This is a genomic window from Myxococcus sp. AB056, from assembly GCF_006547365.1.
In the GTDB taxonomy this organism is placed as follows: domain Bacteria; phylum Myxococcota; class Myxococcia; order Myxococcales; family Myxococcaceae; genus Myxococcus; species Myxococcus virescens.
Genome location: NZ_VHLB01000061.1, coordinates 11,996 through 27,187, shown reverse-complemented (window position 1 = coordinate 27,187; position 15,192 = coordinate 11,996). Strand labels below are relative to the sequence as shown.

11 protein-coding genes are annotated in these 15,192 nt (G+C 69.1%); 4 read left to right on the top strand and 7 right to left on the bottom strand.

Translation table 11 applies throughout. The features are described from left to right. Positions 1-10 precede the first annotated feature (10 nt). The 3 genes from FMP39_RS24430 to FMP39_RS24420 all read right to left on the bottom strand — a co-directional run bounded on the left by FMP39_RS24430 (position 11) and on the right by FMP39_RS24420 (position 3,191). Positions 11-838 carry a hypothetical protein gene (locus FMP39_RS24430; protein WP_141592628.1) on the bottom strand — a complete coding sequence of 276 codons (828 nt, stop codon included), beginning with the start codon at positions 836-838 and terminating at the stop codon, positions 11-13. 15 nt (positions 839-853) lie between these two features. Continuing rightward, positions 854-1,420 carry a hypothetical protein gene (locus tag FMP39_RS24425; protein WP_090490253.1) on the bottom strand — a complete coding sequence of 189 codons (567 nt, stop codon included), beginning with the start codon at positions 1,418-1,420 and terminating at the stop codon, positions 854-856. A gap of 121 nt (positions 1,421-1,541) precedes the next feature. Next, positions 1,542-3,191, bottom strand: a complete 1,650-nt coding sequence (locus tag FMP39_RS24420) for a mechanosensitive ion channel family protein (protein WP_141592627.1) — start codon at positions 3,189-3,191, stop codon at positions 1,542-1,544. A gap of 182 nt (positions 3,192-3,373) precedes the next feature. Here FMP39_RS24420 and FMP39_RS24415 point away from each other — a divergent pair, with 182 nt between their 5' ends. The 4 genes from FMP39_RS24415 to FMP39_RS24400 all read left to right on the top strand — a co-directional run bounded on the left by FMP39_RS24415 (position 3,374) and on the right by FMP39_RS24400 (position 8,573). Further along, positions 3,374-3,757 carry a PleD family two-component system response regulator gene (locus tag FMP39_RS24415; protein WP_002634498.1) on the top strand — a complete coding sequence of 128 codons (384 nt, stop codon included), beginning with the start codon at positions 3,374-3,376 and terminating at the stop codon, positions 3,755-3,757. Between the two features lie 5 nt (positions 3,758-3,762). Continuing rightward, entirely contained in the window at positions 3,763-5,316 is a 1,554-nt protein-coding gene (locus FMP39_RS24410) for a multiheme c-type cytochrome (RefSeq protein ID WP_194858545.1), read from the top strand. 151 nt (positions 5,317-5,467) lie between these two features. Next, on the top strand, positions 5,468-7,516 hold the full coding sequence (locus tag FMP39_RS24405; RefSeq protein ID WP_141592625.1) for a LysM peptidoglycan-binding domain-containing protein: 2,049 nt from the start codon (positions 5,468-5,470) through the stop codon (positions 7,514-7,516). A gap of 64 nt (positions 7,517-7,580) precedes the next feature. After that, complete coding sequence (locus tag FMP39_RS24400) at positions 7,581-8,573, top strand: L,D-transpeptidase family protein (protein WP_141592624.1); 993 nt, start codon at positions 7,581-7,583, stop codon at positions 8,571-8,573. A gap of 46 nt (positions 8,574-8,619) precedes the next feature. Here the strand turns inward: FMP39_RS24400 and FMP39_RS24395 are convergent, their stop codons facing one another. The 4 genes from FMP39_RS24395 to FMP39_RS24380 all read right to left on the bottom strand — a co-directional run bounded on the left by FMP39_RS24395 (position 8,620) and on the right by FMP39_RS24380 (position 15,114). Beyond that, a complete protein-coding gene (locus tag FMP39_RS24395; RefSeq protein WP_141592623.1) occupies positions 8,620-10,071 on the bottom strand; it encodes a DNA/RNA non-specific endonuclease in 1,452 nt (483 codons plus the stop codon). A 69-nt stretch (positions 10,072-10,140) separates the two neighbouring features. After that, on the bottom strand, positions 10,141-10,698 hold the full coding sequence (locus tag FMP39_RS24390; RefSeq protein ID WP_194858544.1) for a gamma-glutamylcyclotransferase: 558 nt from the start codon (positions 10,696-10,698) through the stop codon (positions 10,141-10,143). 60 nt (positions 10,699-10,758) lie between these two features. Beyond that, the gene (locus FMP39_RS24385; RefSeq protein ID WP_011555647.1) at positions 10,759-12,516 is read right to left on the bottom strand and encodes an ATP-binding protein; all 1,758 of its coding nucleotides are present in this window, start codon (positions 12,514-12,516) and stop codon (positions 10,759-10,761) included. Between the two features lie 75 nt (positions 12,517-12,591). Next, positions 12,592-15,114 carry a serine/threonine-protein kinase gene (locus tag FMP39_RS24380; protein WP_141592621.1) on the bottom strand — a complete coding sequence of 841 codons (2,523 nt, stop codon included), beginning with the start codon at positions 15,112-15,114 and terminating at the stop codon, positions 12,592-12,594. Positions 15,115-15,192 lie beyond the last annotated feature (78 nt).

Here is a 15,192-nt window from a genome sequence, read left to right as displayed (position 1 = left end):
CGGGTCACTCCTAGTTCCATTCGCATTCGAAGCGGCTGCCTTCGAAGTTCCACTTGTAGGCGAGCACCGCGTCGCGGCGGTACCCGGCCGTCAGGCGGCAGACGTTCTGCAGCGACGCACGAGGGTAGTCGAAGGTGTAGCGCTGCGACCGCGACAGCTCCTGCGCGGTGAGCTGGGACGGATGCGTGAGCGTGGGGCTGGCGCTGGCAACCACCAGCACGTTGTGCTTGCCGTAGGTGCGCAGCGGCACCTGGCCCGCCAACTGGACGCGGCGCACGGTGCGCGCGACGAGGATGTCACTGCGGTCCACCGTCGTCTCGTGGCTGTTGCGGCGGCGCAGCAGCTCCGGGATGTTGGCGGTGAAGACGCGGGTGATGTCGCCATCGTCCACGAAGAAGTAGAGGAACGCCTCGCGCGCGGTGCGGCTCTCACCAGTGAAGTCCAACGTCACCAGCAGGTTCAACCCGCGGTTGGGCGCCAGGCCGTGCCGGGACACCGCGGCCAGCACATCCTTGTCCACGCCGGCCTTCTTGAGCCGGATGAGGCCGTCCGCGCTGGCGTCGCAGGCGCAGCGGCGCTCTTCAATCATCTTCACGAGCTGGGCGGGCTCGAAGCCAGCCTGGGACAGCTTCGTCAGCTCCTCGTCGGTGAGGGGGAGCTGGTCGGAGCGCTCGTAGATGCGTGGGAGCTGGTTGGGGTCCCACTGGATGATGTTGTAGGTCTGCACGTCTCCGGACGGAAACGGCAGGTTCACCTGCGGGCTTCCCCGGCCGGAAACAGAGACGGGCGCCTGGCTGGAGGTCAACGCCAGCGTGGCGGCAAGCAGCTGGGCAATCATGTCGAAACCTCCTTGCTAGAACTTGTAGCCCACGGACATGCCCAGCCGGTGCGTGACGCCGCCACCGCCAATGGGGATGTCCGGGGTGTAGTTGAGGGCCATGAGGATGTTCTCGCGGTCGCCCAGGAGGATTTCGGCCCCCAGCTGCGGGGAGATGCCGAAGCGCAGGCCCTCTCCCTCCGGGATGACGATGGCGCCGGCCTTCAGGCCCGCGGTGAACACCAGCGGCCAGCCCCAGGTCCGGAAGCGCGGGCCCACCATGCCAACGAAGCGGCCCCCGTCGAACACGTAGGCACCACTCACGTCCAGCTGGTACCAGTCCGCGCCCCACAGCGACAGCGTGGCGCCCACGAACAGCGGCGGGCCTTCCGGCGCGCCCCGAGGCGGCTTGCGGGAGTTGATGGCCGCGCCCCAGTCGAGCTGGAGCGACACGCTCCGGCCTCCGGGGCCGCTGTAGCCACCCTTGCCGTACTCGGACTCCTCTGGACCGTCCGTGCGGCCTCCGGATTGGGCACTGGCGGTCAGCGGCACGGTGGCGGCCACCATCGCAAGGGCCCCACACAACCTGACATGACGCATCATCTCGAAGACTCCCCCGGGCGGTAGGTGCGAATTTCCAGCGCTATGACGGCGCGGCGCGCCGACTATTCAAAACCCCATGCCCCCAAGCAAGAGCTCACTGCGCCTGGGGGGCAGCCCGCCTTCACGCCCGAGGCGGCGCGGGCGGCAACTCAGGGGAAGCGGACAGCCGCGTCGGATCCAGCTCGGGCGGCGGGAAGGGACGCGCCTCCGTACGGGTGACGGGCAGCCACAGCGGGTGGGCGCGAAGGAAGGCGACCAACTTCTCGCGCACCAGGGCCCGCAGGTCGAAGAGCTTGCTGAAGTCCGACACGCTGACCAGCGCGCGCACCGTGAGGGTCCGGTCCAGCACGTCCAGGACGACCACCGTCGCCACGCGGCCGTCCCACAGGGCCTTGCCCTCGTTCTCCAGGATGCGGCGCAGCTCCGCGCGCAGCGCGTCGATGTCTGTCTGGAAGTCCACCTGGAGGATGACGGGCCCCAGCATCTCCGGGTTCCCCTTGCTCCAGTTCTGGAAGGGCTTGTCCAGGAACTGGACGATGGGGATGACCAGCCGGCGCTGGTCCCACGTCCGCAGCACCACGTAGGTGAGCGTGATTTTCTCCACCGTGCCCCACTCGCCCTCGGTGATGAGGGTGTCGCCAATGCTGATGGGCTGGGTGATGGAGAGCTGGATGCCGGCCAGCAGCGTACCAATGGACTTCTGCGCCGCGAGACCGAGCACCAGGCCGGCGATACCGGCGGAGGCCAGCAGTGACACTCCGACGTTGCGCACCACCTCGAACTGGATGAGCAGCAGCGCCGCGGCGATGACGTAGGTGGCCACCTCGAAGATGGCACGGAGCACCACCAACTGCGTGCTCACGCTGCGCGCCCGGGCCGCATCCTTCATCTCCGACGACACGCGACTCTGCACGAAGGCGACGGAGACGTGGAGGATGCGCAGCACGGCCCAGGCCAGCGCCACGACGCTCAACGAATAGCCGATCCGGATGAACACGCCCTGCGCCGGACGCGGCAGCCGCAAGAGCAGCGTGCCCACCACCAGCAGCGCGGAGAAGGTGAGCAGCTTCAGCGGCCCCTTCCCCGAGGAGACCACATTCTCTTCCCAGGTGAACCGGGTCCACCGCGCCACACGGCGGGCGAAGGCCAGGACCAGGCGCTCCAGCAGCACCGCCAGCCCCAGGCTGCCCAACACCGTCACCAGCAGCCCCAGCCACTGCCAGGGCTCCAGTCCCAGCACCGTGTCACTGAAGAAGAAGGCCGGCAGGAGGCCCACCAGCCGGGGGCCATACTCCGCGAAGAGCGGGTCCACCTGCCGCACCGTGGACTCGCTGAAGACCCAGACCAGCTCCCCCTCAGTCGAGGAGACCCGCTGGACGCGGACGGGGACGTTGTTCCCCTGCAACGGAATGGTGCCCAACTGGTCGTAGCGCGCGTCGGCCGGGTCGCCCTCCTGCTCCTTGCTCAGCGAGCTCACGTCCACGGGCAGCTTGCGGTCCAGCACGAACTTGAGCGCGCGGGCCAACTGGAAGCCCCGCTCCGCCTGCTGGGCGCGGGGGATGTAATCCAGGTCCAGGTAGTGCGCCGCCAGGGCGTAGTCCCCCCGGTGCGCGGCGGCCAGAAAGCCCTGCACGGTGGCCTGCGGCGTCTTCCGGTCCACCGAGGGAGGCGGCGGGTTGAGGCCCGCGTTGAGCGCGGCGGCAGGAAGGCTCCACAGCAGCCCCAGTCCCAGGACGAGTGCTCTCAGGGTCCATCTGTCACGGTGCATCATGGCTGACTTCCATATCCCTTTTCGGATGTCTCACTGGAAAGAAGTCGTCCCCGGAGACCCGGCGGGCGAGCGTGCGGCGGTGGACATCCGAAATCAGGGAAACACCGGCCCCGGGAGCGCACGGGAAAGCGTTGGTGCGGCGCGTGGGGGTAGGATAGATAAAGGAGTGAAGGAAGGTCGCCGTGTCCGAGAAGCGAAGAATCCTCCTGATTGATGACAGCGAGATTACGCTCGCGATGGAGAAGGCCGTGCTCGAAGCGCGCGGCTACGAGGTCATCGCCACCTCCACGCTCATGGAGTTCGAGAAGACGCTGCAGACCTGGCGCCCGGACCTCATCCTCACCGACATCCACATGCCCGAAGCCAAGGGCACGGATATCTGTCGCACGCTCAAGAATGAGTACGGCACGCAGGACATCCCCATCGTCCTCTTCTCCAGCCTCCCGGACGACGAGCTGTCCAAGCTGGCCGAACAGGTGGGGGCAGACGGCTCCCTGTCCAAGGTGAACGGACTGGAAGCCATGGGTGAGAAGATCGACGAACTGGTGCAGAGCATCCTCTGGTGAATCCCATGCGTGCCTTCCTCGCCGCGGCCCTGCTGGCCGCGTCGCTCGCTGGCTGTGCACGCAAGGACCCGCCCCCCAAGCCCGCGGAAGCAGACGCTTCGGCTTCGTCGGCCACCGCCGCCGCGAAGCCCGCCGTGGCAGCAAGCCAGGGGTCGGGCGCCATCCTCTTCTTCTCCGCCGACACGCGTGGCTACCTGGGCCCGTGCGGCTGTAGCGAGAACATGCGGGGCGGCATTGCCCGCGCCGCCGCGCAGGTGCAGTCGGCGCGCAAGGGCTCGCTGCCCGTCCTCTATGTGGATGGCGGCAACAGCCTCTTCGGCGAGCAGCGGCTCAAGCCGGGACAAGTGCCCCAGGAGGAGCGCAAGGCCAAGGCACTCGCGGACGCCATGCGGCACATGGGCCTGGCGGTGCGCGCCACCGGCCCGCTGGACGACACGCAGGGCGTGGACTTCCGCAAGGGACTGGGGCTGCCGGAGCTGGCGCCGGGCGCGGTGAAGCTGCTGCCCGCGGGCGAACGGAAGGTGGGCGTGGTGGCGGCGACCACGGCCGCGCAGCTCGCGGAGGCCAGCGCCCAGGCCCGCGCGCAGGGAGCGGACTTCGTGGTGGGCCTGCTGGACGTCACGCTGGACGTCGCCCAGCAGGCGGTGGAGCAGCCGAACTTGAAGGCCGACGTGGTGGTGGCCACCCGCACCGCCACCGAGTTCAGCGGCGAGGAGAACCGGCTCGTGCGTTCCGCGGTGCCGGTGGTGGCGCTGCAGAGCAAGGGACGCTCGCTGCTGCGCGTGGACCTGGCCTATGCGCCCCAGGCGGGCCCCTTTGCGTTGCAGAAGGGCCAGGATGACCTGGAGCGTGAGGCCGCGGCCCTGGAGCAGCGCACGGCGCTGCTGGACAAGGACATCAACCTCCCCGGCACGGACCCCAAGCTCAAGGCGCTCAAGCAGGGCAAGCGCGACGAACTGGTGGCGCGCCGGCAGGCCCTGCTGGACGCTCCGCCCGTCACCCCCGACGGCGTCAACGCCTTCACGCTGCGCTTCGTGCCCCTGGAGTCCAGCCTTCCCTCCGACGCGGAGGCGGTCGCGCTGGTGTCCGCCTACGACGCGGACGTGGGGAAGATGAACCTCGCCTGGGCGAAGGCGCATGGACAGGACTGTCCCCCTCCGGCGCCGGGCCGCGCGGGCTTCGTGGGCAACGAGCCCTGCCGCACCTGCCACGAGGACGCCTTCCCCGTCTGGGAGAAGTCCAAGCACCACCTCGCCTGGGAGACGCTGGAACAGGTGGGCAAGCAGTTCCACCTCAACTGCGTGGGGTGCCACGTCACCGGCTGGGAACAGCCCGGCGGCGTTTGCCGACTGGACAAGGTGGCGGGCCGCGAGGACGTGGGCTGTGAGAGCTGCCACGGTCCGGGCTCGGAGCACGCGGATGCGCCTGGCACCCACAACATCATCGCCTCGCCGGGCGAGAGCGTGTGCGTCACCTGTCACAACTCGGAGAACTCGCCTCACTTCGATTTCGCGACGTACCTGCCGCGCATCGTGGGGCCGGGACACGGGAAGCCCTAGTCATCCAGGAATCCAGGGCCTCGCCTGGACGGTTGCTCCTACCCGGCGTCCAAACAAGACGCGCATGCCGCGACTCCTTGTTTGACTGTCAAGGAAAAGGGCGATTACTTCCCGCTTTCGCCCGCCTCCGGGCGCCCGTTCCCGCGACTGTATGCCGCCTCTACCTCTGCTCCTGCTCGCCCTGGCCTCAGCCCCTGCCTCGGGGCTCACCCCACCGCCCGTGGGGCCCGTTCCTGCCAAGGCTCAGGTGGTGGCATCCGAGGGTGCGCAGGCACCCGCAGCGCAGGCACCGGCCGAGAAGGCACCCACGGCCGAGAAGGCACCCACGGCCGCAACGGAACCTGGCGCCGCGGATACCGCGACCGATGATGTCGATGAGCCCGCTTTGGAGCCGCTGGAGCCCGGCACGCCGATGGTGGCCGAGGACGCCTCCGAGCAAGGCGAGGCCACGCGCGACGCGGTTGAGTCCGAGTCCGCCGAGTTGGAGGAACTGCGCGCACTGGAAGGCGCCGCGCTGGACCCGGCGTCGCGCTCCACCGCGGAGGTGATGCAGTCGCTGCGGCGGCTCGGGCTCGCCAACCCGCTGCGGATGCGCATGCTGGACGCGCTCGACGAGCACACCTTCCGCGAGGACGAAGAGCTGCCGGAGATTCCGCTCATCACGGACCTGGCGACCTTCGACGTGGCGCAGATTCAGGACCGTTACGACATCCCGGTGGAGATGCAGCCGCTGGTGGCCCAGTACGTCCAGTTCTTCCAGGGGCCCGGGCGACGCTGGTTCCGCAAGTGGATGTCGCGCGCGGCCCGGTACGTGCCGGTGATGCACCCCATCCTGGAGCAGTACGGCCTGCCGAAGGACACGGTGTACCTGGCGATGATTGAGAGCGGCTTCTCGGCGCATGCCTATTCGTGGGCGCACGCGGCGGGGCCGTGGCAGTTCATCTCCAGCACTGGCAAGCAGTACGGGCTGAAGCAGGACTTCTGGGTGGACGAGCGGCGGGACCCCATCAAGGCCACCCATGCCGCAGCGTCATACCTGAAGGACCTCAAGCGCGAGCTGGGGCACTGGTACCTGGCGTGGGCCGGCTACAACACCGGCTCCGGACGCGTCCGGCGGATGGTGGAGCGGCACGGGACGACGAACTTCTGGCTCCTGTCCGAAGAGCGCGGCCTGGCGAAGGAGACGAAGCACTACGTGCCCAAGCTGATTGCCGCGGCGCTGGTGGCCAAGCACCCGGCGGCGTTCGGCTTCAACGAGAACGAGTTCGACCCCGAGCCCGTGCTCGACTTCGACGAGGTGCAGCTCACCGACGCGGCGGACCTGGACGTCGTCGCCCGCGCGGCCGGCGTGCCCGTCAAGGTGGTGCAGGACCTCAACCCCGAGCTGAAGCGCTGGTGCACCCCGCCGGCGACGGCCAAGAAGCCCTATACGCTCCGGCTTCCCAAGGGGGCTGGGACGCAGTTCGCGGACAACTACAAGCGCATCAGCCCCGCGGAGCGGCTCACCTTCCGCATCCACAAGGTGAAGCGCGGCGACACCCTGTCCCAGATTGCGGAGACGTACGGCACGGCGTCCGAGGCCATCCTCCAGATGAACCAGCTGAAGTCGGCCCGGACGTTGCGCGTGGGCGGAGAGCTGGTGATTCCGATGCCCGCCGGCAAGAGCTCGGGCGGCGCGCTGGCGACGAAGGTGGCGCAGGCCCGCCGCAGCGGCGTGGTGGTGCGGCCCGAGGACGAGGTACCGGCGGGCACGCCCAAAGGCCCGGTGGCCGCGGGCCCCGTGAAGAAGGAGACCATCAACGGGCGCACACGCGTGACCTATGGCGTGATGTCCGGCGACAGCCTCTGGGTGATTGCGAACAAGTTCAACGTGTCGGTGGACTCGCTGAAGCAGTGGAACAACCTCAAGCGGCGCAACCCGACGCTCCAGGTGGGCTCCACGCTGTTCATCTGGCCCGATGGCAACACGGCCACCGCCAGCGTGCAGGAGCGCGGCGGCACGGTGCTGGCGAAGCACTCGGTGAGCGTCGCCAAGCCCGCGGGCAAGGCCGGCAAGGTCCACACGCTGGCGGAGGGCGAGACGCTCTGGTCCGTCGCGCAGCGCTACGGCGTCAGCGTGGACGACATCATGCGGTGGAACAAGATCAAGGACAACCGCACCATTCCCACGGGGAAGGTGCTGCTCCTCAGCGCTCCGTAGTCTCCGGCGCGAAGGCAAGCTTCGCGTGGTTGCGTCGGGCGAGCGATTTGCACTGAAGCCGGGGATGACCTCATCCATCTCGCCACCCGAGCCACGTATCTCGTTCCTTCCGCCTGACGTCCCGGACGCGGCATCAACACCCGCCCTCGGGAAGATGGCACGCAGTCCCAAGCCCGCCTCCCGAGTCACCGTCGACCAAGGTCCTCAGCCCTCGCTGGATGCACGTCCACGGTCCGGGACGCCCTTGCCTCCGGAAGGCGTGGACCGGCCCGCACGCACTCCAGCGCCCCCTGACAACGCGCGCTTCATCGGACTGCCCCAACTGGCGGATGTCGCGTCTGGGGCCCAGGTCCTCGGCCCCGGCAGCCAGGGAGAGGGCCTCCGCGCCGTACAGGCCACCCTGCTCGACATGGGCTTCGCCCTGCACGGCGGCGCGGACGGACGCCACGGCCCGCACACCGGCCGAGCGCTGCGGAACTTCCAGGTCCATGCCTCGCGCACCTTCCCCGCCGTCCTCCCCACGGGCGCGCTGGATGCCGCCACGCTGCGCGCGCTGGATACACTGGCGCCAGCGCCAGGGACGCGTGGGCAGACACGGGGACTGCCTTCCGCCTTCTTCGACGGACAACAGGTCCGCGTGGTGGTGGCCCTCCGCGAGCACCGGACCTTCCTCTTCGACACCCGTGGGCAACTCGTGGACATCTTCCCCAACGCCACCGGCGCCGCGGCCTCTCCTACCCGCACCGGGCTCAAGGTGGTCCGCACGAAGCTGGATCAACTGGCCACCGAAGCGGCCGGCGCACGGCTGTGGAACGACCGCCATGTCTTCGGCGTGCGCATGCTCGACCTCTCCTGGGCGGATGGCCGGCACTCCGGTGAAGAGCTGCACGGAACGAACGCCCCCGCCCTCCTGGGCACGGATGTCTCGCACGGCTGCATCCGCCACTCGAACGAGGCCGTGCGCGTGCTGCACGACGCGCTCTCCGTGGGAGACCGCGTGGCCGTCGTCGAGCACGTGGACGACCCACACCTGGGCGTACCGCGTCCCGTGGCGTGAGCCCTCGCTTCCCCCGGAAGCGAGCCCCAGGCCGCGAAGCCCCGCGTCAGTTGCCGGGCGCGAAACGGAACAGGCTGGCGGCGAAGTACAGGCTGTTGCGCTGGAAGACGCCTTCAGCCGACGTGCCCTTCTCCAGCTTGTCCTGCACCCGCTTGGGCAGGTTTGCGTAGAGGTCCTGTCCCAGCAGCTCCTCGATGCGGTCCACGGGCACGCGGTGCGAATCGAGCAGCGGGAGGATGTCCTCCTTCTTCGACGGCCCGTCCTTCATGTTGGGCACGAGGTACGCGTACATCGTGAGGCTGCCGTTCGGCAGCTCGTGGAGGACCGTCTTGAAGTTGTGCGTGGGCACGGCGAGGCGGCGCTCCCCTGCCCCCGTCGTCTCCCGCTTCTCTGGAGGCAGCGGCTGCCCCTTGTCATCCAGGTACAGGTTGCCGGTGAGGATGTACGCCTTGCCACCCAGCGAGTTCACGAGACCGGAGACGCCCTGCTCCAGCGTGCGCCACACCTGCTGGTTGTGGTTGCCGTGCTGGGGGGCGATGTTGGTCATCAGGTGGCTCTCGTTCATCGCCTCCTGCGTGGGCGAGTCCTCTGCCGGCTTCATGTGGCCCCGGTCGAAGCCCGTCCGCGTGTAGTCGGAGTCGGTGACGCCGTTGCGGCCCAGCTCGGGGTCGCGAACGAAGGTGCTCTCCAGCCGGGACACCGTCGCGGGCGTCTCCTGGATGTCCGACGCGGACAGCATGTAGCTCACGAAGGTGGGGACGTTCGCCCCCTGGTCCAGCGCCAGGCGCGAGTACTCCTTCACCAGGCTGAGCCCCTCCGAGCCCTGCGCTCCGGCTGGGCGCAGCGGGTCCAGCTCTCCAGCCGCTTCGGCCACGCGGCTCTGGAACGCGGCCATCTGCTGGTCCGGCACCCAGCGGGTGTCCGCGTGCTTGCCCGCCTTCGACGCCTGGATGAACGCGTCCAGCTCCTCCGCGCTGAGCTGGCCGTCTCCGTTGCCCCCCAGCAGGTCCGCGCGCCGGGCCACCGTGGCCTGCCAGCCACGCTCGAAGGCGTCCACGCCCACCGCGGAGCCATTTCCCTGCGCGAGCTTCGCGTCCAGCGAGGAGCGCTTCTGCTGAAGCGCGGTGGACGTCAGGTACTGCCCGTCCTCGGGCGCGGCCAGGTAGCTCTCCAGCTCCGCCGCGGACACCTGCCCGTTGCCACCGCGCGTCTTGCTGCCCGCCGCGTCAGCGGCCTGCATCAACCCCACCTGCCAGCTGTCATCCTTCCAGCCGAACTTCTCCTGGAGCTCGTTGATGGGCACCTCGCGGGCCGTCGAGCGTCTCCAGCTTCCTCCCGGCGTGGTGACGGAATTGAGGGGCGAAGCGGCCGATGCCGGGCGCGGGGGAACGGCTCGCGTCGTGGTGGGTCGCAGCGTCATCCTGAATGTCCTCGGGGCCGACGAGGTGAAGCACGAGGTGGAGCCCCGTCCCCAATCGTCGGCCGTTCGGCGTACCAAGTTGCGTCACGGCTCCGTTTTCTTACGAAGAAAAAGAATCCGGGGGTCGTTTCGCACCTGGATACCCGCCTAACCCTTCTTTCCAGGGCCTTTCGAAGGGTTCAGGGCCTCGGGCCCCGCCTTCTGGAGGGCCTGGACGATACGGGCCTCGGCCTGGAGCCGCTCCACGTGGTCCGGGGACAGCCCGGCCTCCTCGGCCGACAGCGCCAGGGTGACGAGGAAAGCCTCACTCACGAGCCCCTGAGCGGGCGTCGCGGGAGCCGCGGGCGTGAAGACCTGGGCGCTGAGCACGGCCCCGGTGAAGGTGCGCACCTTCACCTGCCGGACCTCGGTGGCCCCCGCCATCGCGGACTCCAGGCGGGCCAGCGCGTCCCAGGCGTCCGCGGGAACGCGGCGGAGCATGCCGGGGAGCTTGTGGCCCGGCGCATCCACCAGCCGGGCCACCTTCCCGCCCCAGGCCGCCGACGCCACGTCGTAGACGACGTCCACGTCGAGCGCCTCGGCCAGCTCGCCCTCCAGCACGTCGGGAATGGGCGGGAGCCCCGGGAGGCGCTCGTGCGCAATCACCGGGGCCAGGTCGAGGGAGTACGCGAACCAGGAACGCGGAGCAGTGGGGCCAGCAGCCATGTCCCAAGTCTCAGCGGGCCGTGCGCCCAGGACAAGCCCCTGGGCGTGAGGCGGCACTGGCTACTGCGACTCCAGCAGCGCCTTCAGCTCGCGCACGCGCCGGGTGATGTAGTCCCGGTCCAGTTGGCGGAAGCCCTCGGGCAGCAGCTCGCGGCTGGTGCATTCCTGCACCGCCACCAGGTTCTGCAGCTCGATTTCCAGCGGGTAGCTGGGGGGCACGAAGTCCGCGAGCACCGCGGCCAGGTCGTCCTTCGTCACCGCCTCGCGGCCCTCCGCCAGCGCGCGGAACTTCGAGCGCACCATGACGGCTTCGATGTCCGCGCCGCTGAAGGCGCGCACGCCCTCCGGAATCAGCGTGGAGAAGGATTCGATGCCTTCCACGGACACGCCCGTCTTCTTGGACATGACCTGGAACAGCTCGTCCCGCTCCGCGTCCGTCTGCGGATAGAAGAGCGCCAGGTGCTCCTCCGCGCGCCCCTGCCGCTTGAGGTCGATGGGCAGCAGGTCCGGCCGCGCCGTCATCAGGAACCAGACAATCTTCCCGCGGTAGAACGTGTTGCCCATGAACGAGGCGATGGACCCGAACACGCGGCTGCTCGTCCCGGAGTCTCCGCCGGAGTCACGGTTGCCGAGGAACGTATCCGCCTCGTCAATCATCACCGCCACCGGCCACAGCGCCTTGAGCAGGTTGAAAATCTTCTCGAGGTTCGCCTCGGTGACGCCCTGCCACTGGCTGCGGAAGTTGAGGAACTTCACCACGGGGATTCCAATCTCCCCGGCGAAGCAGCTCACCATGAACGTCTTGCCCGTGCCCACGGGGCCCGACAGCAGGTAGCCCATGGGCATGACCTCCAGGCGCCCCTTCTTCAGGGCCCCGGCGGCCTGCCGCAGCATCTGCTTGGCCTTGGCGTGTCCCGCCACGGCGTCCAGCGTGTGCACCGGCTCGATGAACTCCAGCAGGCCGTGGCACTCCGCCTGGATGATTTCGCGCTTCTTCTCCTTGAGCAGCTCGGAGGTGATGCGCACCTCGCGCTCGAGCGCCTCGGTGAGCACGCGGTCCAGGTTGATGCGGGACAAACCCGCCGTCATCTTCGCCAGGCCCGCCAGCGGCACGTCCGACACGGACTGGAGCCGCTTGCCCTCCAGCTTGTAGCGCACGTACTCCAGCCGCTCCTCCTCGGTGGGAAGGGGCAGCTCGATGGGCGCCACGTACGGGTTGCGGCTGATGCGCGGCGACACGTCCGCCAGGTTCTCCGCCAGCAGCACCACGGACACATCAGACGCGAGGAACTGCGGGTCGTGCGCCCACTTGTCCAACGTGGCCACCACGAAGCGGTCCTCGCTGGAGAGGTGGCTCATCTCTCCGCCGGGAACGAGCGTCTCCGCGAAGTCGACGATGAGCGCCAGCGAGCGGCCCTCGCTCAGGCGCATGCGCATGAAGTTCTCCAGAATCTGGAGCGCGCGACCCGGGTCTCTCGGCATGACCTTGGCGTAGTCGGTGCCGTACATGGCGTCGTAGCCCGCCATGGCCCGCTGCAGGTCCTTCTGCGTCTCCGGCGTCGCGGAGCGGATGCCGGACGACCGGTCATAGAAGATGACGTGGTCCCGGCCGCCGAAGAGCTCCTCGGAGAGGAACGTCTTCAGCGTGCCGAAGCCGCGGCCGCCCTCCTCGAGCTGCAGGGGCTGCAAGTCCCGCACGGCCCCGTACAGCAGGAAGGCGCTGACCGTCTTCGTGTAGTACTTCCGGGCCAGCTGCTGGGCCCAGCGAGGAAGATCCGCCAGGGGATCCGCCTTGTTCACCTTGCGCACCTTGCTCACGAACTCCCGCCTCCTCTCGCTCCACCCACAGGGGAGCTGGCGCGCCCGCCCCCTTCGCGGGAAGCGGGCCTTCGGCTAACGGCAGCGCGGCTGCCGCTTGAGGGAAACGCTCGCGGTGACCGGCTCATTGCCTGGCGCCGCGTCCGGGACGTCCACCTCGGCCTCGTTGTGGCACTTCAGCTTCAGGGTGAGCTGCCGCGCGCTGGGTGGCACCTGCACGACGGCGGGCGTGGTGGCGCCCATGTCCTTGCCGTCCACGAAGATGGTGGCACCGGCCGGCTTGGACTCCACCTTCACCGACACCCGCGTCACCACTGGCTCCAGCTTGAGCGACACCTCCACCGGCCCACCGCCGGACACCGGCACCCGCTTGGACACGGGCTTGTGGCCCGGGGCACTCACCTCCACCACCCACTCCGGCCCGCTGAGGGGCACGTCCTTGATGTAGGCCGCCGACTTGCCCTGCTCGCGCACCACCCGGCCATCCACCTTCACCTCGGCCGTGGCGGGTTCCGTCGTGAGCACCAACGCCGCGGTGCGCACCAGGCTCTCCAGCACCGCCTGCACGGGCGTGACGTCCTTCCCCTCGGCGACCTCCACCGTCTTCGTGAAGGTGTTGTAGCCCTCCGCGCTCACCACCACCATGACCTTGCCGGCGGGCACCTCGCGCAGGAGCGTCGCGCTGCCACCCTCCAGGGGCACCAGCTGCGTGTCCAGGCGCACCTGCACGCGGTTGCGGACCTCCGCGGGCACGCCCTGCAGGTCCACCAGCACGTAGCCCACACCGGGCCCCGACACCGCCCAGCCGATCAGCGCCAGCAGGAGCACGGCGACCGCGCCGATGCCGCCGAAGAGCACCTTCCTGGGAATGGGCGCTCGGCCGCCCACGGACGGCGTCGCGCCGGTGGTCCGCTCCGGGGCATCCCCGTCGTCTTCATCGTCATACGCGGGGGCCACCGGCGCGGGCGGAGCCACGGGGGCCACTGGCGGCAACGGGCGGGCCGCGGCCTGCGAGGCGTCGAGCACCTGCACATCCCGCGTCATCCGCGGCAAGCCCCCACCCCGACTCGTCCGGGACGTGGCACCCGAGGCGGGCGACGGCGCGTCCGAGGGCGACAGCGTGGGCACGGACATGGACGGCCGCACCACGGGGATGTTCGCGTGCGACAGCCGCGGCGGGCCGACGGGAGGCGACAGGGGCGCGGGCGGCGAAATGACCGCCGTCCTGCCGCTGACGGGCTCGTCGTCCGCGTCGTGACCCGGCGTCGACGGCACCTCCAGCGGGGTGATGGCACGCCCGACGGCGGCCCCCGGCTGGGTGGTGGGCTCTGGCGTGTCCGCGAACTCGTGGTCGCTGGAGACGAGCTGCGTCGCCCCGCCCTCGTCCTCGTCGGGAGGGGGCGCGGCGGTGGCGGCCGTCAGCTTCGGCAACGCGGCCAGCGTGGGCGAGCGGCGCACGCCACCTGGAGGCACCGTCGGCATGGAGCCCGTCATCCGGGGCTGCGGCGCCACCGGCTGCACCACTGGCACGGGCGCCGGCGGCGGCGCGGAGGGCATGATGGGGCTGTTGAAGGACGCGGCTTCCAGCGCGGCCTGCATGCCTTCGGGCGGCTTGATGTCCGCGTAGTCCAGCAGGCGCTGCTTCTCTCGCTCCACGTCCTCCGCGAACGTGGACTTCATGTACTGCGCCAGGTCCTTGCGGCTGAAGATGGTGTCGCTGGTGATGAGGAAACGCTGCAGGTCGTCGCCCAGCTCGCTGGCGTACTGGTAGCGCTCGTCCACGTCCTTGGCCAACGCCTTGAGGACGATTCGCTCCAGCGTCTCCGGGATGCGCCGGTTGTACGTGCTGGGCGACGGCACCTCCGCCTTGCGCACCTTCTCCAGCACGCTGAAGTCGCTGTCGCCCACGAAGAGGCGCTCACCGGTCAGCATCTCGTAGAGGCACACGCCAATGGCGAACACGTCCGAGCGCCGGTCCAACGGCAGGCCGCGGATCTGCTCCGGGCTCATGTAGCCGAACTTGCCCTTGAGGATGCCAGCCTGCGTCTTGGTCGCCTTGCCGGCCGCCTTCGCGATGCCGAAGTCGATGACCTTGACCTCGCCCTCATAGGAGATGAGGACGTTCTGCGGCGAGATGTCGCGGTGGACGATGTTCATCTCCCGCCCCATCCCGTCCTTCTTCCGGTGGGCGTAGTCCAGGCCCTCGCACATCTTGGACACGCAGAAGGCCACCAGCGGCACCGGAGCGGGCTCCCCCTTCTTCCGGCACCGGTCGAAGATGGCCCGCATGTCCTTGCCGGGGATGTACTCCATCGAGATGAAGTAGCTGCCGAGGATGTTGCCCAGCTCGTAGATGGACGCGACGTTGGCGTGGGTCAGCTGGACGCTGATCTTCGCCTCGTCGATGAACATCGAGATGAACTCGTCGTCCTCCGCGATGTTGGGGAGGATGCGCTTGATGGCGACGAGCCGCTCAAAGCCGCTCGCGCCGAACTGCTTCCCGCGCCACACCTCCGCCATGCCGCCAATGTTGATGCGGTCCAGAAGGAGGTACTTCCCAAACGGGATGGGCTGCCGCTTCGGTTGAGTGGTCGTCACGTGGGGGAGGGTCCGTTCTCGGCGAGCCTATCGATCGGGGCTCCAAGGGGTCAACCTCGTGAAAGCCCCGCCCAAACT

Excerpts from the sequence above, each read along its gene's own strand:
- FMP39_RS24430 (WP_141592628.1), bottom strand. The coding sequence starts at position 838 with ATGATTGCCCAGCTGCTTGCCGCCACGCTGGCGTTGACCTCCAGCCAG.
- FMP39_RS24425 (WP_090490253.1), bottom strand. The coding sequence starts at position 1,420 with ATGATGCGTCATGTCAGGTTGTGTGGGGCCCTTGCGATGGTGGCCGCC.
- FMP39_RS24420 (WP_141592627.1), bottom strand. The coding sequence starts at position 3,191 with ATGATGCACCGTGACAGATGGACCCTGAGAGCACTCGTCCTGGGACTG.
- FMP39_RS24410 (WP_194858545.1), top strand. The coding sequence starts at position 3,763 with ATGCGTGCCTTCCTCGCCGCGGCCCTGCTGGCCGCGTCGCTCGCTGGC.
- FMP39_RS24405 (WP_141592625.1), top strand. The coding sequence starts at position 5,468 with ATGCCGCCTCTACCTCTGCTCCTGCTCGCCCTGGCCTCAGCCCCTGCC.
- FMP39_RS24400 (WP_141592624.1), top strand. The coding sequence starts at position 7,581 with ATGACCTCATCCATCTCGCCACCCGAGCCACGTATCTCGTTCCTTCCG.
- FMP39_RS24390 (WP_194858544.1), bottom strand. The coding sequence starts at position 10,698 with ATGGCTGCTGGCCCCACTGCTCCGCGTTCCTGGTTCGCGTACTCCCTC.